This is a genomic window from Bacteroidota bacterium (assembly GCA_016714535.1).
GTDB lineage: Bacteria > Bacteroidota > Bacteroidia > AKYH767-A > OLB10 > JADKFV01.
This window is the reverse complement of record JADKDR010000002.1, coordinates 323,705-345,882: the sequence shown is the minus strand read 5'-3', so window position 1 is coordinate 345,882 and position 22,178 is coordinate 323,705. Positions and strand designations below refer to the sequence as shown.

Annotated in this window: 15 protein-coding genes; 8 read left to right on the top strand and 7 right to left on the bottom strand. The window is 37.5% G+C overall.

What is annotated here, in order from left to right; translation table 11 throughout:
- Positions 1–124 precede the first annotated feature (124 nt).
- The 3 genes from IPO27_04515 (at position 125) to IPO27_04505 (ending at position 3,695) form a co-directional block, all read left to right on the top strand.
- Positions 125–649 (top strand): hypothetical protein, encoded by a 525-nt coding sequence (locus IPO27_04515; protein ID MBK8845862.1) that lies wholly within the window; start codon positions 125–127, stop codon positions 647–649.
- 11 nt (positions 650–660) lie between these two features.
- Positions 661–1,035, top strand: coding sequence for a DUF1987 domain-containing protein (locus IPO27_04510; protein MBK8845861.1), 375 nt, complete (start codon positions 661–663; stop codon positions 1,033–1,035).
- Between the two features lie 305 nt (positions 1,036–1,340).
- Positions 1,341–3,695 carry an immune inhibitor A gene (locus tag IPO27_04505; GenBank protein ID MBK8845860.1) on the top strand — a complete coding sequence of 785 codons (2,355 nt, stop codon included), beginning with the start codon at positions 1,341–1,343 and terminating at the stop codon, positions 3,693–3,695.
- A gap of 416 nt (positions 3,696–4,111) precedes the next feature.
- Here IPO27_04505 and phbB read toward each other — a convergent pair whose 3' ends face one another.
- Complete coding sequence (gene phbB / locus IPO27_04500; GenBank protein ID MBK8845859.1) at positions 4,112–4,858, bottom strand: acetoacetyl-CoA reductase; 747 nt, start codon at positions 4,856–4,858, stop codon at positions 4,112–4,114.
- Positions 4,859–5,209: 351 nt separating this feature from the next.
- On the opposite strand from phbB, the gene IPO27_04495 reads away from it, so the two are divergent.
- From IPO27_04495 to IPO27_04485, 3 genes are all read left to right on the top strand, one after another.
- On the top strand, positions 5,210–6,262 hold the full coding sequence (locus IPO27_04495; protein ID MBK8845858.1) for a sulfotransferase: 1,053 nt from the start codon (positions 5,210–5,212) through the stop codon (positions 6,260–6,262).
- Between the two features lie 702 nt (positions 6,263–6,964).
- Positions 6,965–7,702 carry a CRISPR-associated endoribonuclease Cas6 gene (gene cas6 / locus IPO27_04490; GenBank protein MBK8845857.1) on the top strand — a complete coding sequence of 246 codons (738 nt, stop codon included), beginning with the start codon at positions 6,965–6,967 and terminating at the stop codon, positions 7,700–7,702.
- A gap of 60 nt (positions 7,703–7,762) precedes the next feature.
- The gene (locus tag IPO27_04485; protein MBK8845856.1) at positions 7,763–9,700 is read left to right on the top strand and encodes a transglycosylase domain-containing protein; all 1,938 of its coding nucleotides are present in this window, start codon (positions 7,763–7,765) and stop codon (positions 9,698–9,700) included.
- A 3-nt stretch (positions 9,701–9,703) separates the two neighbouring features.
- Here the strand turns inward: IPO27_04485 and recO are convergent, their stop codons facing one another.
- The 6 genes from recO to IPO27_04455 form a co-directional block, all read right to left on the bottom strand.
- Entirely contained in the window at positions 9,704–10,426 is a 723-nt protein-coding gene (gene recO, locus IPO27_04480) for a DNA repair protein RecO (GenBank protein ID MBK8845855.1), read from the bottom strand.
- A gap of 15 nt (positions 10,427–10,441) precedes the next feature.
- Positions 10,442–11,170 carry a glycosyltransferase family 2 protein gene (locus tag IPO27_04475; GenBank protein ID MBK8845854.1) on the bottom strand — a complete coding sequence of 243 codons (729 nt, stop codon included), beginning with the start codon at positions 11,168–11,170 and terminating at the stop codon, positions 10,442–10,444.
- Positions 11,171–11,287: 117 nt separating this feature from the next.
- On the bottom strand, positions 11,288–11,689 hold the full coding sequence (locus tag IPO27_04470) for an RNA-binding S4 domain-containing protein (protein ID MBK8845853.1): 402 nt from the start codon (positions 11,687–11,689) through the stop codon (positions 11,288–11,290).
- A gap of 48 nt (positions 11,690–11,737) precedes the next feature.
- Positions 11,738–13,000: a peptidoglycan DD-metalloendopeptidase family protein gene (locus IPO27_04465; protein MBK8845852.1), complete on the bottom strand. Its 1,263-nt coding sequence runs from the start codon at positions 12,998–13,000 to the stop codon at positions 11,738–11,740.
- Positions 12,997–13,839, bottom strand: coding sequence for a DUF4292 domain-containing protein (locus IPO27_04460; GenBank protein ID MBK8845851.1), 843 nt, complete (start codon positions 13,837–13,839; stop codon positions 12,997–12,999). The genes IPO27_04465 and IPO27_04460 overlap by 4 nt, the downstream gene beginning before the upstream one ends.
- 20 nt (positions 13,840–13,859) lie before the next feature.
- Positions 13,860–15,614: a tetratricopeptide repeat protein gene (locus tag IPO27_04455; protein ID MBK8845850.1), complete on the bottom strand. Its 1,755-nt coding sequence runs from the start codon at positions 15,612–15,614 to the stop codon at positions 13,860–13,862.
- A 662-nt stretch (positions 15,615–16,276) separates the two neighbouring features.
- Here IPO27_04455 and IPO27_04450 point away from each other — a divergent pair.
- Both IPO27_04450 and IPO27_04445 read left to right on the top strand, forming a co-directional pair.
- Entirely contained in the window at positions 16,277–17,830 is a 1,554-nt protein-coding gene (locus IPO27_04450) for an Rne/Rng family ribonuclease (protein MBK8845849.1), read from the top strand.
- A 291-nt stretch (positions 17,831–18,121) separates the two neighbouring features.
- The gene (locus IPO27_04445; GenBank protein ID MBK8845848.1) at positions 18,122–22,177 is read left to right on the top strand and encodes a T9SS type A sorting domain-containing protein; all 4,056 of its coding nucleotides are present in this window, start codon (positions 18,122–18,124) and stop codon (positions 22,175–22,177) included.
- Position 22,178 lies beyond the last annotated feature (1 nt).

Sequence of the window (22,178 nt, the reverse complement as noted above, 5' to 3'; positions counted from 1 at the left end):
TATTTTACTCTGCAATTATAGTTTTATTCCTTTTAACAAACATGTATTTAAAAATCATTTTTACTTTTGCCGCAATGCTATAAGGCACCACTTAATTTTGGATATATATTCATTATACAAAACGATGGAGAAGGAAGATGTAATTCTTTCTTTTAAAGGTCAGATAACACAAGACCTGCTGACAAGTGTATACCAGATTATGGAGTCGCGTCTTGATAGTAAGCAGGAAGAAACTAGACGAAAGAAAAAATTCTATCATATCCTGATTGAGTGTTTACAGAATGTTTACCATCATATGGAAAAACTACAAGGCGAACAATCGCCCGAAATGCAGAGCGATTTTGGCAATGCAATTTTTATGGTAGGTCAAAATGAAGACCTTGCCTATTCCATTTGTACAGGTAATTACATATTAAATACAAATGTGGCGGGATTAGAAGAACGCTTACGCGAAATCAGTTTAATGACCCCTGACGCGCTGCGCGCTCATTATTTGGAAAAATTAAATTCAACTGATTTGTCGGACAAAGGCGGTGCCGGCTTAGGGATGATTGATATTGCCCGCAAGTCTGGTCATCCTTTAACTTACAGCTTTCATCCGGTTAATGCTACCTTTTCATTCTTTTGTCTCGAAGTGCTAATTAAATAACAGAATAATTGATGGACAACCTACATATAACTCCTACTATTAAAACTCCAGCTATAAGCTTTAATGCAGCCGGTACGTTTTCACTTTCGGGAAAATCTATTCCTGAAAATTCGATTGAGTTTTATAAAAGTGTGTACGAGTGGCTCGACCAATATGCGCAAATGCCTGCTGCCGAAACTATCATAACCATTCAACTGGAATATTTTAACACTTCGTCTTCAAAATGCCTTCTCGATATATTTAGAAAACTAGAGGCTATATATAACAGTGGCAAAAGCAAAGTGCAAATCAAATGGATGTATGAAGAAGAAGATGAGGACATGATGGAGGCCGGAGATGATTACCGTACATTAATAAAGTTACCTTTTGATATTCAAAAAATTTAGAGCCTTTTCAAGATTTATTTTTTTATCTATTAAAAGCGAATATTTTGATTAGCAAGGCATGTTTTTCAAGTCATAGCAACGCACTAAGGGCTTAAAACTTAACTAAGACAGTCAGTATATTCGCATAAAGAAAACAACTAAGTAAATCTTAAAAAGACTCTTATATTATATTTTGATCTAACTGTTTGTATTTGTAGGTAAACAGTTTTATCATTGGGTATTGCTTTATACGAAATTGGAGTTAGCTCATAGCCATTCAATAATTATTGAAAATTTACATAATGAAACCTATATTTAAAAACAGAATGAAAAAGTCAATTAAAATAACAATGCTCTTGTTAGTGTTTTTCGTTTGCCATAATTCGAATGCGCAAGAAGATTACAGCAAGGTGCGTATTAACCTTCAAACAACAAGTATAAGGAAGCTTGCTTCACTTGGTATAGAAACAGATCACGGATTGCAAAAAGTAAATTACTTTTTGGAAACATGGGTAAGTACCTCAGAACGAAAAATTTTAGATGATAACACCATTGAATATCTTACATTAATTGACAACGCACGTAATTTTTATAAATCGCAAAATCAGCAAGTTAGAAATAGCTATAGGCAAGATTGTTTTCCTATTAATTATGTATCGCCTGTGCATTACAACGAAGGCAGCATGGCCGGATTTTTAACCTATGCCGAAATGATTAATGAGTTAGACAGTATGTTTATCCTGTATCCTAACTTGATAACAAATAAAGCCTCTATAGGTCCAAACGCTACCATACTGGGCGATTCTATTTGGCACTTGAAAATAAGCGACAACCCCGGCATTGCCGAAGGCGAAAATCAAATACTCTATACCGGAGTGCATCATGCACGCGAGCCTATGGGCATGCAAAATCTAATTTTTTATATGTGGTATTTACTTGAGAATTATGCCACCGATAGTCTTGTAAAATATATGGTTGACCATACCGAATTATATTTTGTTCCCTGCATTAATCCGGATGGCTATAAGTATAATGAGTTTACCGACCCGGCAGGTGGAGGCTTGTGGCGCAAAAACAGACGCGATAATATGGATGGTAATTTTGGTGTTGACCTTAATCGTAATTATGGATACAATTGGGGGTTTGATGATAATGGATCCTCACCGTTCACCTCCTCGCTCACATACCGCGGTGCAACTCCCTTTTCGGAGCCCGAAACACAATTGATCAGAGACTTTTGCAATACACATAACTTCAGAATCGCCCTCAACTACCACTCTTATGGCAATCTTTTAATATACCCATGGGGTTATATAGACAACCTCTACACACCCGACTCGGGCATGTTTGTAGATATGGCAACCAACATCACCTTGCATAATAATTACAAAGCAGGTACTGCCAATCAAACAGTAAATTATATTGTAAACGGGAGCAGCGATGACTGGATGTATGGAGAGCAAAACACGAAGAATAAAATATTTGCCTATACACCCGAAACAGGTTACGATTTCTGGCCTTCGCAAAGCGATATTGACTGGATAGTAAAAACAAACATGTATGCTAACGTGCAAGCTGGCTTGCATGTTGGAAAGTATGCAGCAGTCGAAGACATTACGCTTACGGATGTGTATGTAACAAATCCGTATCTGGTATATAAGCTGAGCATGAAAGGGCTAGACAGTACCGGAACATATACCGTTACAGTTAACGCGCTACAAAATGTATCAAGCACAGCGCCTGCCAAAGTATACAGTAACTTAAAAGCGGGCGATGTAATTATTGATTCTATAGCATACGTTTTACAAGCTAATATTTCGATTGGTGATGAAGCGGAGCTGGAACTTGCTGTTACAAACGGGAATTATACTTGGCGCGACACGCTAACCAAAGTATACAATTATCCCTCATTAGTATTTAGTGACAATGCCTCAACTATGACTAAATGGATCAGTGCCTCCTGGAACACAACTACACAGCACTATGTAAGTGCACCGGCATCCATTACCGATTCGCCTTTTGGCAACTATAACGATGGCGCCAACAGCAGTATTATTCTTGCTAACGCTTTACAGATTGCAACTACCGGAATTCCCGAACTCACATTTTATGCCCGATGGATGATAGAACCTATCTTTGATTATGCTCAACTGCAGATTTCTGATAATAATGGCGTTACTTGGTATCCGCTTTGCGGTCGCTTTACCGATGAGGGCAGTGATTTTCAAGATCCTTACAATCCGGTTTATGACGGCTTACAACCTGAATGGGTGCAGGAACGCATTGACCTTAGTGCTTACAAAGGAAAATCTGTAAAAATCAGGTTTGTATTAGTTAGCGATTTCGGAAATACCTTTGATGGTTTTTATTTTGACGATGTTGCAATTACCGGTGGTGTTTTTACATCTACTAATGAATTAAATGAGAGCATGGTCATTCATGCTTTTCCTAATCCGGTTAATAATCAATTGCAGATATTCACTTCGTTTCCTTCAGGTGATGAGGTGATAATTTCGGCATTTGATGTTGAGGGCAAAAAGGTGCACAGCCAAACTGTTAGTGTTAAAGCAGAGAATTTTACTTTGAATACAAGCAATTGGGCCAATGGTGTTTACACCTTGCAAATCACATCTTCAAGAGGCCAAAATTTTTTCCGAAAAATTGTTAAGCTGCGCAATTAAAAGAAACGATTGCCTGATTTTAATCCTGGCATTGGTTTGCAACTGACCGAAGCAGCCTTTTTTTAGAACTCGCTCAATTGCAAGAAGAAGTAATTGCTTTGTTGCAAGATGGGTTTGTCAAATTGAAGATTTTTTCCGGCAAATAGATTTCCCATTAGCGGAGCTCTTAATCCGATAGTTTAACATAGCTTGATTGGTGAGCAATAGCTATTAGCATATTTGTGGCTTTTGAACTAAACATGTGTGGTCATGAAACACGATATTTAAAATGCCCACCAAGGTCGATTTGAAAAACCTTAAAAGGCAATTCCTCAAGGTGTTTTGGTGTGAGGCTCACCGCTATATTTTCTTCCCCAAATTATAGTATCGCGTAAAATTAGTTTGGATGAAAGGACAAACGTATATACGCACTGTTACTAGTAAACGTGCTGCCCACCATTGATGCTATAATTAGCACCGGTGATAAAGTCCGTTTTTTCGCCCGCCAGAAAAGATACCAGATAAGCCACCTCGTGTGTGCCTCCTAATCGGCCCATCGGTATTTGTGCAACTATTTGTTCGCGAACTTTTTCAGGAACGGCCATCACCATATCTGTGCCTATATAGCCTGGCGAAATGGTATTTACCGTTACGCCATACTTAGCTACTTCCATTGCCAGTGTTTTAGTAAAACCATGCATGCCTGCTTTAGCAGCGCTATAGTTGGCCTGCCCAAACTGCCCTCGCTGTCCGTTTACAGAACTAATATTAATAATGCGCCCAAATTTTCGCTCCATCATTCCATTAATCACATGACGGGTGCAATTGAACACGCTGTCAAGATTGGTGCTTATTACTGCATTCCAATCATCTTTCGACATTTTGCTAAACCGTCCATCACGTGTAATACCTGCATTATTAACAAGCGTATCAACCGGGCCTACTTCATCTTCTATTTTACTAATCATAGCGCCAACCGAATCGAAGTCCGTTACGTCAGCCTCATAGATATCTACCCTGTATCCTTCGCTTAACATTTGCTTTTGCCATGCATCTGCTTTTTCTTTATTTCTGTAATTGGCTAATACATGAAATCCCGAATTACATAATTCTTTGCACATAGCTGTGCCCAGTCCGCCTGTGGCTCCTGTTACCAGTACTACTCGTTTATTTGCCTTATCCATAAATTAAATTTTAGATTTAAAGATGATATTAGTTTGAATTTACTTTTGATTTTTTCTTCTTATAATTTGATCTCACCTTCAGCAATAAAACAAGCGAGTACATTTAATAAGAGTTTCAAATGTACGAAAACAAGATTATCTGAATCATAATGTAAATTATTTTTTTATATGATAAATAGCATAGGTTTATTGTAACCTAAAATTTTACACTATCGGCTTGCATCAAAAAACATCATGGTTATTTAAACGATTCAATCGGTTAAGGCATTCGTCATTTTATTTTGTTGTCGCCATATTGTGGTGCAAAATATTTTAGATTTATGCTTGTCATCTTGAGAGACATTAACACCTTTGTCGAAAAATACAAAGGGTAGCTACACCCTAAAAAGTAATAACGTGCAGGCCGAACAATTATTTGTAACAGGATATAGCCGAAGTGGCACCACCATGATGGGGCGCATACTCGGGCGCAATTCAGCGGTTTTCACATTTCATGAGATTCATTTTTTTGAGCAACTCTATTTTCCGGGCAAGGAGGTTGTGGATTTTAAAATGGATGATGCGGTTGCTTTGCTTTGTAAACTATTAAGCATAGAGCGTCAGGGATATTTGCAGGAGCGCAATCCAACCTTGTTTATTGACGAAGCATCTGCAGCCCTTTCTGCAGCCCAAATCAACCTGCATCCTGTTGATGTCTTTCGTTTTTTTTTATCGTATGAGAGTAAAAAAAATGGCAAGCAAATTAGTTGTGACCAAACGCCCCGCAATGCCTTGTTCATGGAAGAAATTCTAAACCTATATCCTAGAGCCTATATTGTTGCTATGATACGCGACCCGCGCGATGTGCTGCTTTCGCAAAAGGGTAAGTGGAAGCGAAGATTTCTCGGGGCAAAAACAATTCCCTTAAAGGAAAGTATAAGGTCATGGATTAATTACCATCCTGTCACCATTACCAAGTTGTGGTGCGCCAGCACTCGCTCCATATTAAAGTTTAAAAATCATGAGCGGGTAATAATTATAAAGTTCGAAGACTTGCTTGCACAACCTGAGCAAACGGTGCAGGCAATATGTAAATTTGCAGGGATTGACTTTGCTAGCGATATGCTCAATGTTCCAAAAGTGGGAAGTAGCTTGGGAAATGACAAACCCGATGCGAAGGGCATAAATAGCGACAACCGTGGAAACTATTTGCAAGGACTTTCAAAAAGCGAAATTGTCATCTGTGAGCGTAGTTCAACATCCTTGCGTCAACTATTAAATTATCCCGATTCCAAAATCAGCGCCAATCCTGTTATAATTGCTTTTCAATACCTCATTATGCCCATTAAACTGGCAGTTGCTTTATTGGTAAACCTGGGGCGCACAAAAAACCTGTTGGCTACTATAAAACGCAGACTATCCTGAGTGCTTGGTTTTTTTTCAAACATGTACTTTTCTGATTTTTCAAAATTATCATAAAGGCAAACTCAGTTTTTTCTTTCTCATATGCTCAAGTTTTCAGAAGATACCTAGATAAGTATCTCAAGCACAATCTCGCTTTCGAAGTTGTATTACGTTTTGATTGACTCAATAGGTTGCATTTGATAATCGATGTAAGCAAAGCAGATCAATAGCAACTTGATTTAAAGACCAACTTCTATTTCGAAATGCATGTTCTGTTTTCTATAATTGGCACTGTTGTAGTTGCCATTTATTTTTGTTTAAAAAATGGAATCCTTCAACAGCATTAAACAGTCTTGCAACAATAGAGGGCAAATTTTCGGGCAAGCTAAAATACTAATTACTTAAGCAATGAATATTGTTTATAACGGGCGTGCTGCCAAGTGTTTTAAGTGGCGAGGCAAAAAAAGCAGTGTGGATAGCTCTCATTGGCTAAAGATTACGTCAATGCTTAAAAAGTTTGCTATTCTCGGTATTGATAGATCAACTTATTATTACTTTTAAACTATTTTTGGCGAATTTCTGTTCATAAGTCAAAGGTGAAGCATTAAAATTGCTTGGCGAATTATCTACATTTGTAACCTCACATGGCACAGTAATTGCCACATTCTAATCTCTCCATTTTTGAATTTTATTTATTTTTTTCAGTAATAATACTTTTTACTTATGCGTGTAAAAATTTCCTTCGTAAGGGACCTTAACTCATCCAACTCTATCCCCTTACATCATCAAAAGCTACTCTCATCAGCATTACATGAGGTTGTGAGTGCGTTTTCATTAGAGCCATTACCATTTAACTTCTCATCGCTCAAAGGCACATCGCGTATCCAAAATGGGTATATGCGTTTCTTAAGCACCAAAGTTACCATGGTTATAAGTGCTACAAGCACCGAAAATTGTAATCGGATTATCGATGAGATTTTTTCCAGACCTTATATTTCAGTTGGAAAATTAAATCTTATTCCCAAGTTTAAAGAGATAATCGCTGATCCAACCGTTACCAAGCGTATGCGATACATTGGTATTTCACCTATGATATTGGCAGATCCAAAGATTGATCAGAAAAAGGCACAGGAACTTATTGATCCCAATTCGCGCGAGTTTGCCGACACGTTATATAATGTAGTAATGGATCAAATGGAAAAAGCTGGTTATACCGAAGATCAATTGAATCAATACGCTGAATTTGAAGCCCAACCCGATAAGGAGTACGTTGAAAAAATTCAGGATTCAGGAAAGAAATTCGCACGCTTTTATAAGTGCAGCGAAGGGTTTACCATGTTGGGATATTTATTGCCATTTACCTTATACGCACATCCCGATGTGCACGATTTTATATGGAAAACCGGAATTGGCGTATTAACCAACGAAGGTTACGGAATGGTTGATGTTGTAAACAACTAACACCTTATAAATAGTATATGACAGGATGCACCATGTGCATCCTGTTTTTATTTTTGAGCAATGCGATTGCGTACCCTATTTTATGTTTTACTCATTTCTTTTGTTGTAGCAGTAACTGGCTATTTTGCACTTCGCAATTATATACTCGGCTATGCAATTGGAACGGTGCAGGACAAAGTAAGAGCCAAGTATGGATTAAACCTGGCACTTGAAAGTGCAGAGTTTAATGGTCCGTTTCGAGTTGAAGCAAGTAAAATTAGCCTGGTGCCCGTGAGCAGTTTAGATACCCTACTCAAAGCGGAATATATTGGTTGCGACTTAGCTGCATTGCGCTTGTTTTCAGGTAAAGTCAGATTCGATTTTTTTAGTTTAAACAACCCGGAATTTCGTTTTGTAAATACAGCAACTGCATGCAACTATAAAAACTTGATTAAAGCCGATAAGACACCATTACCTAACGATGATATACGGCCAACAAGTTGGAGAGGCAGTATTGATGCTTTAATCGAAGGAATGTTCATCATGCTTCAAACCGGATTTGAAATCATTAATATAAAAGCATCGGTTACAACAGATAAGGGAACTACTTTTTTTAAATCGCCATCGGTGAAATACGACCTGCGTAATTTCTATACGAGCATAAGTATTTTGGATAAAACTATTTCTGATACACTTATAATTAAAGCATCCGTTTTAGAGAAAAACAAAACGTATGATTTCGAAATTTTACATCCGGGCGAAAATCGTTACCTTCCTTTATTCGCGTCCGACAGCCTATTAAAATTAAATTTTTCACATGCAAAGGGGTCTATAAAATTAAGTGAGACCGGTAATAAACGAGTTATCTCGCACCATGTAATTTTAGCTGGTCTTGCTTTTAACCATTGGCGACTAAGTGATAAGGATATTTTGATTAAAGATGCAGCTCTAGAGGGCAATCTGCTCATTGGCGAACATTCTGTTGAATTGGATAGCAATACGCATATTCAATGCAACCATATATATAGCACCTTGTATTCTAGTTACCGGATTAATCCTGACACGCAAATGGTTATTAAATTGAACCTACCTTCAATGCAAGCCCAGGATTTTTTTGATGGGCTTCCTGAAAATATGTTTCAATCGCTGCAAGGAATAAAGGCAAAAGGATTCCTATCCTATCGGCTGAATTTTTTAGTTGACCTTACCCAACCCGACAGTCTTATTTTTGATAGCGAGCTTAAGGGAGAAAATTTCCGAATTGAAAAGTTTGGAAAAGCAAACCTTTCTAAATTGAATGAAGGCTTTTTGTTTGATGCAGGTGAAGGTACCGGTATCATGCGCTCCATTCTGGTTAGTGAAGAGAACCCTGATTTTGTGCCATTTCAAAATATTAGTATGCATTTGATAAATGCTGTAATGACCAGTGAAGATGGATCGTTTATGTTTCATCAGGGATTTAACGAAGAAGCATTTCGTGCAGCTATTGCCGAAAACATAAAGCAAAAAAAATTTGTTCGCGGAGGAAGCACCATTTCTATGCAATTGGTAAAAAATTGTTTTCTCTATCGCAACAAAACAATTTCGCGCAAAGTAGAAGAGGCCTTGTTAGTTTGGTTATTAGAGCGAAATCGTATAGTTAGTAAGGAACGCATGATGGAAGTATATCTTAATGTAATTGAATGGGGACCTAATGTGTATGGAATAAAAGAAGCAGCCGATTTTTATTTTCAACAAAGTCCTTCGCAACTTACACTTGACCAAAGTATATTCCTTGCCAGTTTGGTTCCACATCCAAGAACCTTTCGCCATAGTGTAGATAGTGCAGGAATAAGCAAACCCTATTTACAAAGTTATTATAACCTTATGTTGAATAAGATGCTGGCTCGCGGTCATATAACTGAACAAGACACAACCGTATCGCTAAAGCAAGCAGCAATAAACGGTAGGGCGCTTCAACTAATTTTACCAAAAGATTCTATGGTCATTGATTCGGCTTCAACCGAATTTGATTTCTAAGAGTTAAAGCAATTCGAGTAAGATGTCAAATGATTTTAATTGCTGTCCGTGCAAAGCATGCAGTTGATAATACTTGGTAAGCAGGTGCAATGCATTTTTAGTTTCGGCAAGTGTAATGTTTAAGCGCGGCAATAGACGCTCGTCTATTGCAAATACTCTCGAAAATAAAGCCGCATCAGTCCCGCTAAGGTATTGGCCATGCACAGGCAAATGGCCCGAATAGTAACCTTCGAGCAAATCAAAATAGGGGTTATGCTGCTGGTCATAATTTCCATGAGGCGAAAATCCCAGATACAAAGTCAGCTTGGCTAATAGGTTAAGTTGAAACAATGATACATTCTCATGGGTGTTTTCTAACAATATTATTTGGTCGTGAAGAAAATCGAACATTGCCTGATCGGTATCTTCATGCTTCATGCTTTTGAGAATTACTTCTGATAAAAATAATGATTGCAAATTTTTTTGCGGACTTAATAATATGGATGGCAATGACGGGCTGGCGCTAATTTCTTTAAGTAAGTGCATGCCTGTGGATGCTTTCATATAAGACGTAAGTGAGATGCATGATAACGGAAAAAGCAAATTAGCCGCATGCGTCTTTGACTTACGCACACCCTTGTAAATATAGGTGTGCAGACCATAATCGCGCGTAAGAATATTTAGTATTAACGATGTTTCGCCATATTTAAGCGAGTGCAATACAATGCCCTGTGTGGTGGTAAGCATTGTTTTTAGAAATAATTATTTGCTGAAAAATTTATATTTCATGATACAATAAATAGCCCTGAAACCATCTTTCCAGCTAATCTTTTTTCCTTCGGCATAGGTGCGTCCATAGTAACTAATGCCCACTTCGTAAATGCGAACATCTTTTACTCGCGCCACTTTAGCAGTAACTTCAGGTTCAAAGCCAAAGCGGTTTTCTTTGAGTTCAAGCCCTTGTATAATATCGCGCCTAAACATTTTATAACAAGTTTCCATGTCGGTAAGGTTAAGGTTGGTGGCCATGTTACTCAAAAAAGTAAGGAATTTATTTCCTATCGAATGCCAGAAGAATAAAATGCGATGAGGCTTACCTCCCATAAATCGTGAACCATAAACTACATCGGCAAAACCATCCAGTATGGGCCTCACCAAAATGTTATATTCATTTGGATCATATTCAAGATCGGCATCTTGTATAATTACATAATCACCTGTGGCCATTTTTATACCAGTATGCAAAGCGGCTCCTTTACCTTTGTTTACAGGGTGGCTGTATATTTGATATTCAATTGCCGGATTGTTTTTAAAGTAGTTTTCGATAGCACCAATGGTATTATCTCGCGAGCAATCGTTAACTATAATCAGTTCCTTTTGAATGTCGTTAACCATCTTCATGTTTATTACCTTGTCGAGAATAAGGTGAACGGTTTTCTCTTCATTATAGCAAGGTATTACTATTGATAGTTTGTTAAAGGTAACGGCCATAATCTTATTTTCTAAGTTGATTAAATGGCAAAGGTGCTATTAATCAATAATCAAATATCAATTTATTCATTAAAAAATTAACAGGCTAATACACAAAAAATCAAAGAGGGTTAACGGTTAAAATTCGCCATAATTACCACCCCAGATAAAATCGTCAAGCTCGCGTCTTTCTTTTTTAGTGGGGCGACCTTCACCGGGCATTCGCCATTGTTCAGCTGCCTTGCGCAAAGCCAGGTGGTTGAGTATGTCCGCTTCGGGTGTGGTTTCCTTGCAATAGTTTATAGCTAATTTTGCGCCTACACGGGTGCTCAGCAATTCCATTACTTCAAAGGTGCGTGTCAAAGTGCCGTCACTCAAACTTATCGCATCACTTATTCGCACATGACGCGAAGGCTTAATAACTTCTCCATTGAGTTTAATTTTCCCCTTATCGCAAGCTTGAGATGCCATACTGCGGGTTTTGAATATCCGCACGGCCCAAAGCCATTTGTCTATTCGTATGTTTTGGAGAGCATTCATGAAAGTTTCAGGAGGCTAAATTTTTAATACATTTAAGAATAAATGACATTATCTTTTTAGCCAAGCTTTAGGGTCTAGTTTGGTATATCCTTTCCATATCTGGAAATTTATCTCAGCTACATTGGTAGCTGCATCTGTATGCACAGTACCAAGTTTTTGTTTGGTAGTTACTTTATCACCTTTACGCACAACAACCCCCTCAAGGTTAGAGTATACGGTCAAGTATTCACCATGCCTAACAATAACTGCAGTATAGCTTCCCGGTAAATTTATTACTCCGGTAACTTCGCCATTAAAAATAGCACGGGCCTGGCTACTCCTAGGCGATTGTATATCTACACCATCATTTTTTACCGTGATATTCTTTAATACTGGATGTTGGTGCTCACCAAACTCCGAAACGATTTCTCCACTTTCAACAGGCCATGGCAATGAACCACGATTTCCTGAAAAATTACTCGTTAGCTTTTGTTCTTCCGGTGTCTGATTAAAGGCGTTTTTGCTATTGATATCATCTTTCTTTTTGCCACTTGCCTCTGCGCGTTTTCTTGCGGCTTCTATTTCTTTGCGAATATTTTCAGCTATCGCACTCTCAAGCTTACGTTTAGCCTCCTGCTTGGTGGCAAGCTGTTTTTTTAAGGTTTCCTCCTGCTTATTCAGGTTGGTCATATAAGATTCCTGAACCTTCTTTTCACTCGTCAGACTTTTCTTTTCTTGTTCCTCACTCGATTTCAGCGTACTTTTTTCATTTCGCTGTGCAAGCAACATTTCTTTTTTTTCATTTAAGACTACTTGGGTAGAGTCAATTTTAAAAGCTTGCAACCTGCGGGCATCCGTGTACTGTTGCACGTATTTTATTCGTTTAACAGCCTGATAAAAATCTGCCGAGGCAAAAATGTACATCATGTTGTTATACTGCGAACGCTTACGCTGACTCTTGCTAAGCATAGTTGCATATTGGTTTTTTAGCAGAGTCATTTGTGCCTCCAAGGTTTCTATCTCTTCTGATGTTTGATCAATCTCAGACCCCAAATTGCTTATTTGGCTATTAATATTGCGTATCAGTGATTCGCGGGTACGTATTTGTTTGTTAAGTTGGTTTAGCTGCGTTTTTGTAGATTTTTGATTTTTCTCATTCAGTTTTAGTTGTCTGTTTGTTTCTTCTATTTCTTTTAACAGTTGCTCTTTTTTGCTTTCCAACTCCTGCCTGGCTTTGCTTGATGGCTGTGCAAAGGCTGGTTGCATGAAAGCATGCAACAGAATGAGCATGGGTATGCTTAGTAATAATAATCTTTTGTGCTGGTATATCATTTTTGCATTTGGCTATAGCTTTCCGGAATAGAAAACGGAATTTCTATCGGCAAATTTACAGCTACTTTGTGAAACGATATTTGAAGAGAAATATTTTTTTCAGCATGCACTTGTGTATAGTGCTCAGTGGCAAAAAGGCCCGCATCGGTTTGTTGAAAGTTCTTATAATCGGTTTGTAAGGTCTTCTTAAGCTTATCATCTTCAATACGCAATTGTAAAATTTTATAAATCAATGGTTCCACATAAAAGTCTTGTACAATCGGTTTATTGGGGTCTTTATCTTCCAGGGACCTGCGTAGTTTGCGTTTGTTTAATGTACTAACAATGTAGTATTTGTCTTCCAGATATACGGAGTTAAATTTATTCTCATTGCGGTATTCAAAAAAATTGCCTGTTAACATATTCTGCATGGTATTAAAATCCACTCGCAGGCGGAGCAAGTCGTTTAGCATAGCATAATCCGCTTTGCTATACAGTTTATTTAACCGGTCAATTAAAAACAAACTATCGCGGGTTATCAAGACCCGTGCAACTTCAATTCCCAAAATGGCGTTGATACTAATCCAAATGGCACTGTCTTGAAGTACTCGTATATTGGCATTAAACTCTTGCTCACCGGAGTCAGACACAAATTTTACATCTGCCTTTAAGCTATAAGATTGCGCATTAAAGCCATAAAAACGAATCGAATCAATTAATTGATTGGCCTCTACTCCTTTAAATGAAATAGTGTCGAATGCAATAGGCTTGGTAATGGTGGTAATAGTTTTTTTTCGCGAAGCACAACCTGTACCTGCAAATAAAATAACGATAACCATATACGTCAGTAGCTTTGGCATAAAAAATAAACTGCTACCGGTTATTGTTCAAATAATTTTTTCTCGTACACCTTTTGCTTAATAAGTTCGCTGGCATCACCGGCTTTTTCTGCCTTTTGCCAATATTCGAGCGCACGCACAGTATCGTTAAGTTTAAATAGCACATCGCCATAATGCTCCAATATAGCCCCACTGCTGTCACCACCGTGCTTAAGCGCAACTTCAAGTATGCCCTTTGCTCCGGTATAGTCACCTTTCATATACAATACCCAGCCATAGGTATCAAGGTAGGTAGCATTGTTAGGCGAAAGCGTTGTAACTTTCTTTGCCATTTCTTCGGCTTTATCAAGTCGATCTTTACGTAGTGATAGATAATAGGCCCAGTTATTTAAAACCGTTTCATTTTGAGAATCTGCTTTTAATGCCTTTTCATAATATTTGTCGCTATCTTCAAACTTTTTCAGGTTGTTATAATTATCACCAAGATTGGAGTAGAAGTCAATTAACAAAGGATCGCCAGCAAAGAGCAACTTGCTGCCTGCCGTAAGCGATTTTACAGCATTATCATATTCTTTGAGTTGCGAATGCGCTATACCATTGTACAGAAAAACTACTGGTTGCGAAGGAAAAAGTTCTTTTGCCTGATTGCTGTTAAGTTTGAGTGCTTCCCAATCGCTAAGTTGAAGATCGCAACTCAGCAGTTGTTGCCACATGCCAAAATTCTGATTATCACTGTTGGTGCAGAAAAGAAAATGTTCGCGTGCTTCGCCATACTTTTTGTCTTGCATAAGCAATTCTCCGTAAAAGGCATGTGCACTGCTTTCATTGGGATTGGTTTCTACAAATAGTTTCGATAGTTCGGTTGCTTGCTCCTTCATTTCAGCGCTAGCTTGAATAGTGGGCAAATACGATAGTAGGATTTTTGTTTTCGTTTCGGCAGGTAACGAAGTGCTCTTAAAAGCCTCCTTCAATTGTTCGTACGATTTTGTTTTATCTCCTTTCGATCGATAATACTCGGCAAGCGAAAGCGCCACGCGCGGGTCTTTGGCATCAATGGCTTGCATGCGTTGTATAACTTCGTATGCCTTATCAGTAACTCCGTTTACCTGGTATAGCTCTACAAGAAGTCCATAGTGGTCAAGTGTTGGATATTGTTTTATCAACTTTTCTAATTCTTCGGCAGCTTTGTCAAGTTTTCCCATCTTAAGATAAATGCGTTGCTTTTCGCGAGTAAGCTCAGGGTCAATGCCAAACAGCTTTTCTATTTTATCCAGAATCTTTAATGCCTCTTCATCCTTTCCTGCATTGAGGTAAGTGCTTACCTGCATGTACGTGTAATTGAGTTGCTCAGGAAATCTTTTTATTAATGCCTCATATATTTCGGCTGCATCTTCATTACGATTATTTATTTGTAATTGTTCAGCATACTCCATCGCGTACCACTCATTGGCATTATTTAGTTTGTACGCTGTCTCGGCCATCTCAAGGGCTTTGGCATTTTCATTTTTCGTCCGTAACAGTTTTGATATTTCAAAATAGCTTGCAGCATTTTCTTTATCTATTGAAATGCATTGTTGAAATAAGGTGATTGCTTTTTCTATACTACCGGTAGTTTTTTCACGGTGCGCATCAACAAAGGTGCGGTCAAGGGTCATTCGTGCATCTTCACTTAGTTTGTCTTTTTTCTTTTTCTGTGAATAGGTTGTTGTACAAATTGAAAGTAACAGGATAAGTAAAAATGTCCCGCAAACATTAAAAGAACATCTTCCCGACCACAATAAAAATTTATTATTCATTGATTAATTTTAACTCGGCTAAAGTAACTAATTGACCCTTGGTTATAAAATTAAAATTTGGTTAGGAGGGATTTATAATATTGGGATCTTACCTCGGAGAATTATAAAATATCAAATAACAGTCACATTTAGCACAATTCTAGTAGCTCAATATGCTAGCACATTTCAATACTTGCACAAAATTAAAAACAACCTAAAAGACAGGTAGGAGAGTTGAAGGTGTTTTAAAATAGCAACATCAAATATTGCGTTATTTAATAAACAAAGCCGCCCCGAAATCATAACCAAATGCCTCATTTTGGCTTTTTGAGCCGATTCTCATTCAAAACTTGGATTATAAATAATATAATTTACCTTTGCGCCCCTTATTTTTGGATAAGTAATTAAACTAATAATAAAATTTAAAGATCATGCCTTCAGGAAAGAAACGCAAAAGACATAAAATGGCAACGCACAAGCGTAAGAAAAGACTTAGAAAAAATCGCCACAAAAAGAAATAACCTACGTGTAATTTGCTTTACCAACGCCTTTTAAGGTGTTGGTAAAGCACGCTTTTCTTAGAATGCCTTTTTAGAAATGTAACATTCGTATTAGTGAAGCAATATGTTTTTCGGGATTAACCAGGCCCGTTTAGTTACATTATAAATGATTGGATTTTTACTTTGGAACACGAATTAATTATTGATGCCAATGGCAGTGAAGTTACAATTGCCCTGCTCGAAGACAAGAAACTGGCAGAACTTACAACCGAAAAAAAGGGACAGGTATACGCTGTAGGCGATGTTTATCTTGGCCGTGTAAAGAAAACACTTCCTGGTCTTAATGCTGCTTTTATTGATATTGGATATGAGAAGGAAGGCTTTTTGCATTATACCGACCTTGGTCCACAACTTAACTCTCAAGTAAAGTATATTAAGGGGGCAGCAGCTAACAAAACACCTAGTGGCGATTTATCTAATTTTGAGTGCGAGCCCGAAATAAACAAGGCCGGCAAAATTAATGAAGTATTACAACAGAATAATTGGTTATTGGTTCAGATAGCCAAAGAACCTATTTCAACCAAAGGGCATCGACTGACTTCTGAAATATCCTTACCCGGCAGGTTTGTAGTTATTACACCGTTTATTGATCTTATTTCGGTAAGCAGCAAAATTAAAGGTGCCGAAGAACGGAACCGACTCCGTAAAATGGGGGCAGCATTAAAGCCTGAAAACTTTGGCCTCATTATACGCACTGCTGCCGAAGGAAAGCAGGTAGCCGACATTGACCAGGATATTAAAGATATAATGGTGCGCTGGAAGGCATGCTACGAATTATTGCGCACTGTAAATCCTCCTGTTAGAGTGTTGGGTGAAATGGATCGTACTTCTACCATACTCCGCGACTTGCTCAGTGCCAATTTTTCAAGTATTACAGCTAACAACCATTTGCTGTGCGAGGAGATAAAAAGTTACATGCGCACCATTGCGCCCGATCAGCTAGGTATAGTTAGTACCTACAAAGGCAAAGTACCCATTTTTGAACAATATGGGGTTGACAAGCAAATAAAAAGTGTGTTTGGCAAAACAGTGAACATGCCCGGAGGTAGTTATTTAATAATAGAACATACCGAGGCCATGCATGTGATAGATGTAAACAGTGGTGTGCGTAAACGATCGGACGAGGAAACACAAGAAAGCCATGCCTTGCAGGTAAACCTGATGGCAGCTCGCGAAATTGCGCGTCAGCTTCGCTTACGTGATATGGGCGGCATCGTTGTAATTGATTTTATCGATATGAGAAATCCATTGCATCGCAAAGAAGTATTCGAAGCCCTTACATTAGAAATGAAACGCGATAGGGCCAAGCATACCTTGTTACCACTTAGCAAATTTGGTCTGGCACAGATAACGCGTCAACGCGTGCGTCCTGAGATGCAAATTGTAACCGCAGAAAAATGCCCTTCGTGCGAAGGCACTGGCGAAGTGAAAGCAAGTGTTCTTATTATGGATGATATCGAAAATAATTTGCGTTATTTATTTAACGAGCAGAATGAAAAGAAAATAATCTTATCGGTTCATCCATTTATTGCTTCATTTATTACCAAAGGATTTTTTTCAATTCGATACAAATGGATGTGGCGCTTTAAAAGACAAATTATACTGGAGGCAAATAATAAATTACAGTTACTTGAATTTCATTTTTTCAATGTAGCGCGCGAAGAGATAAAAATTTGATAGATTGTTAGCTATATATTTTTGTAAAGTTCTTCAAATTTTTCCTACCGCAATTAAAAAAATCTCGTTACTTTGTATTTACAAAAATTATGACGCGTTCTCTTTGTTCTCACTTTGTCTAAAAAAATTAACTTTAAAAAAGCAAAATATGAAATACACGTATCTAAAATACGGCCTTGTATCGGTAGCTGTATGCGAAGCTGAAAATATTGATAACAGTACATTTGGCGCAATTTTTGCACACACACACATGATTCTTATAAGACAAACAGGCAGTTAACAATTCTTGTTATGTTGTGTTGTTTAGTGTTAAGCAAATTCGCCTTTAGTCAAGGCCCCGTTTTGGGGCTTTCTTTTGACAAGGCAGATTATTCTAGAGGCGATACTGTTACGATAACTAATCAATCATTAAATTGCCCAATAAATACAATATTTAAGCTAAATCTTGGAATTCCATGCGCAGTTGACTCAAATGAGTTTCCCATCTTTGGCGACACTTGTGATATTTCTTTAGTTGGTATGACCAACTATGCTTTTATGTTTAAAATGCCAGGAAGATTTAATATTAAATTAAAAGCAGAAATAAACGGGAGTAATTACATCTATGAAACGTATGTAGTAATTAAAGATTTCGAACCTAAACCAAATATGGCACCCCCATGCGAACTAATACAAAACGGCCAATTTGAAGATTTTTTGTGGTGTCCAGCAACTACAAATAATCAATACCTTGCTCAACAGCCTAATGGACTTTCGATATTAGATAAATGGTATTTGCCAACATCTAGCTCAAGCGATTATAACTTAGAAGCAACCAATTATAGTTGCCCTCTAGATATATGGAATCAATTTGATTTTGGTTTTTATATTGGAGGTTTTGGAATGACAGACTTTTATATTAATCGGCAAGATGATTATCGTGAGTATATTCAAGAAGCATTGGTAAAACCATTAGTTCCAGGAGTTCAATACACCTTGAAATTGGATGGACGTACTTCATTAATGATTAAAAACAGCTCATTAGTTCAGGCACTTTTTTCAATTGGACCATACACAGACCCCAATTCTGCTACATTTCTAGACCCCACTTTACCTAATTTGCAAATGGTAACGAGCGCTATCAATGTACCCAATAATGGCATTCCGGCCACCATAGCATTTAACTTTGTTGCAAATCAACCTTATGATCACATCACACTTGGAACTTTTGAGGATGACGCATTTCTAAATGTTATTCCAGGAGGTGGTGTTAATGGTGGAATGCTTATGTGCGACAATGTAACAATGTTTTCTACCAACAGTATAGATTTTACAGTGGATCACCCTTGTCCAGGCACCCTAGGTAATATATACTTATCATTGCAATGCTTAGATCAAAATATTTATCCACCACCTTATACTTTTATATGGAGTAATGGAGCGGTAACCCAAAATAATCTTAATGTACCGCCTGGAACATATACTGTTACCGTTACAGCATCAAACGCTGCAACCATTTCAGCTAGTTGTATTGTTGTTGCACAAGGAGTCAATCTACCGCAACCTATTATTGCAGGTAGCCATGCATCATGCAACCCCAATCACACTTATCAGGTTAGCAATGTAAATAACAATTATACATATAGTTGGATTGCTGTTGGTGCAGGTCCCACCATATCAGGATTTGGGCCTTTGGCTGTAATAGATTTTGTTTCTCAATTTGGTGGAAGCGGTTCTATAACATTTACCGTTAGCGATAATATATCAAGTTGTACCAAAAGTACTACGTTTATTATTTATGAGTGTTGCTCGGCTGATGTAGATTTTTCTGGACTAAAATCATCGGATATTATTAATAATCCTCCCACAGGAATATACGTTAATCTACAAGCAATACCTCCTACCATTCATACTACTATGCTTGGTTCAACCATTTCAATTAACAACACTTTTATTATTGATCAGTCATGCGAATTTAACAAACTGGATATTTTACTTTGGCCTGATGCAATAATTAACGTAGAAGATGGCAATCAACTCATCATTAATGAATATTCGCATTTACACACATGCAATCGCGATTATATGTGGACAGGAATAAATGTTGAAAACGATGCTTCGTTAAAGGTAACCGGATATTCCACCATAGAAGAAGCGCAAATAGCTGTTTACACAAATGAAGGATATATTGAATTTAGACAGGGTACCACCTTCAATCAAAATAATATTTCATTATTTGCCGAAAATAATTGTGCACTTAATGCAAGTACCATTAGTATAGAAGATACGCGTTTCTTGTCTTATGATTTATTGTCGGGACAAAAGGCAACACTTATACCGCCCTATGCAGGCAGAATACCGGAATGTGGTATCCGTTTTAAAAACATGTGCCTTGTAAAAATTGGAAATGAAAATGAAACAGGCATCAACCCTTATCATATGCGCAATTATTTTGACTATCTCAACTGTGGGGTAGATGCTAACAATAGTTTCTTAACCATGTATAACAACAGTTTCGAAAATATAGTACACCATGAAATACCTTACTACCCGCAAGCCTATGCTATTAACATTACCAATGTTGGGGCTGTAAGCACTGTAAATATTGGTGAAATGAACAATTTACCACAGTTAAAGATTTTTGAAAACGCATATTTCAACTGTGACAATGGAATTAACTTAAATGGAGCCATTGAGGCCAATATTATTAATAATAAGATGGATCGCATACGCCTACAGCCAGGTAGTACTGCCGCCTCAACTGGCACCGCAATAAATTTGTTTGATGCTAATTATTCCACTTATAATATACATCATAACAACATCAGCAATTTTGGTACTGGCATATGGGGAAGCCTTATTTCATTAAGCACAATTGATATTAACAACAATTCATTAAACACAGGTCTTAATACAACTACACAAGCCTTTGCCGGAATACGCATGGCCAATCCCGCCAATGCAATTACCATTTTTACACCTACGCAAAACATTTACAATAATACCATTAAACGTGTAAGACGAGGCATTGTAGCTACCAACTGGGAACAACTAACTATAACAGACAATACAATTAATCTTACCAATAGTGATATTGTTGCTAACCCAAACTTGGACTACGTAGGAATAAATGCAGCAAGTTGCAAAGACCTGCGCATTGAAAGAAACTACATATACAAAGATGGTGCTAACCCCACCGCTGCCCTTGACGACCGCGTTTTAGGTATTAACGGACAAAGCATAACCCATAATATAATAAATAGCAACTTACTCTCACGCATGGGCAGCGCCATCCGTTTCTTTAACACGCAAATGACAAACACCGTACATTGCAACCAAATGGATACCTGCCGCCTTGGAGTGAGGTTTGATGCAAGCAATATTGGCGACCAGGGCAGTGCAGCAGCAGCACAGGAGAATACTTGGTATTTTCCACAGAATCCGGTGGGGGCTTATTATGCTTTTTATAATATTGGTAGTCCTTTTCCTAGTTGGTTTTATCGACCTAATTCCTCAAACATACCATATTTTCCATTGCCACCACAGATGAACCCTACTGGTTTTGAAAATCCTCAAACAGGACTTCAGTTTAATGATTGCGAAGTGCCTTGCCCTGGCTGCCCTCATCAACGAATGGCAGAAATCGTTACCGAACAAAATGAATTTGCAAGTTTTTCGGAAGATGAAAAGTATTTACTAAAGTATAGTGTATATGAACAATTGAATAGCGATCCAACTTATATGTATGCAGGTTTTCCAACAGATTTGATCTTGCAAAATTTTTATGATAGTGCATCAAATACGAATATGGGAATGCTGTCCATTGTCAATGATTTAATTTCAGATTCTCTAGCTTTGTTTGCCAATGTAGTTAATACATGGATAAGCCCTATTAATCATTTTGAAGAAAATGCTAAAGCAGTAAATGATATTTACATTAATACTTGGGCCGTTGGGATTTTTATATTTAATCAAGAACATATAGATGCCCTTACCCAAATAGCAAGTGAAAATCCATTAAGTGGGGGTGAGGCAGTTTACACGGCAAGAGTAATTTTGGGTTGGGATTTAGTTGATTTTACAAATTCTAATTTAAGACAGCTTAAACTTGAAACGATGCATGAAAACAAGTCGTTTCATGTTTTTCCAAATCCCGCGCAAAACAAATTGTATATTAATTGTAAAATAAAAAGTGATGAACCGGGAGCTATTGAAATTATTGATATTTCGAGCAAAACTAAGTTTAAATTCAATCTAAAAGAATACAATGAAATTGATATTTCCAATTTTAGTAATGGAATATATGTTGCAAGGCTATATATAGATGGAAAATACATTGCATTTGAAAAAGTATTAGTTAATAGATAGT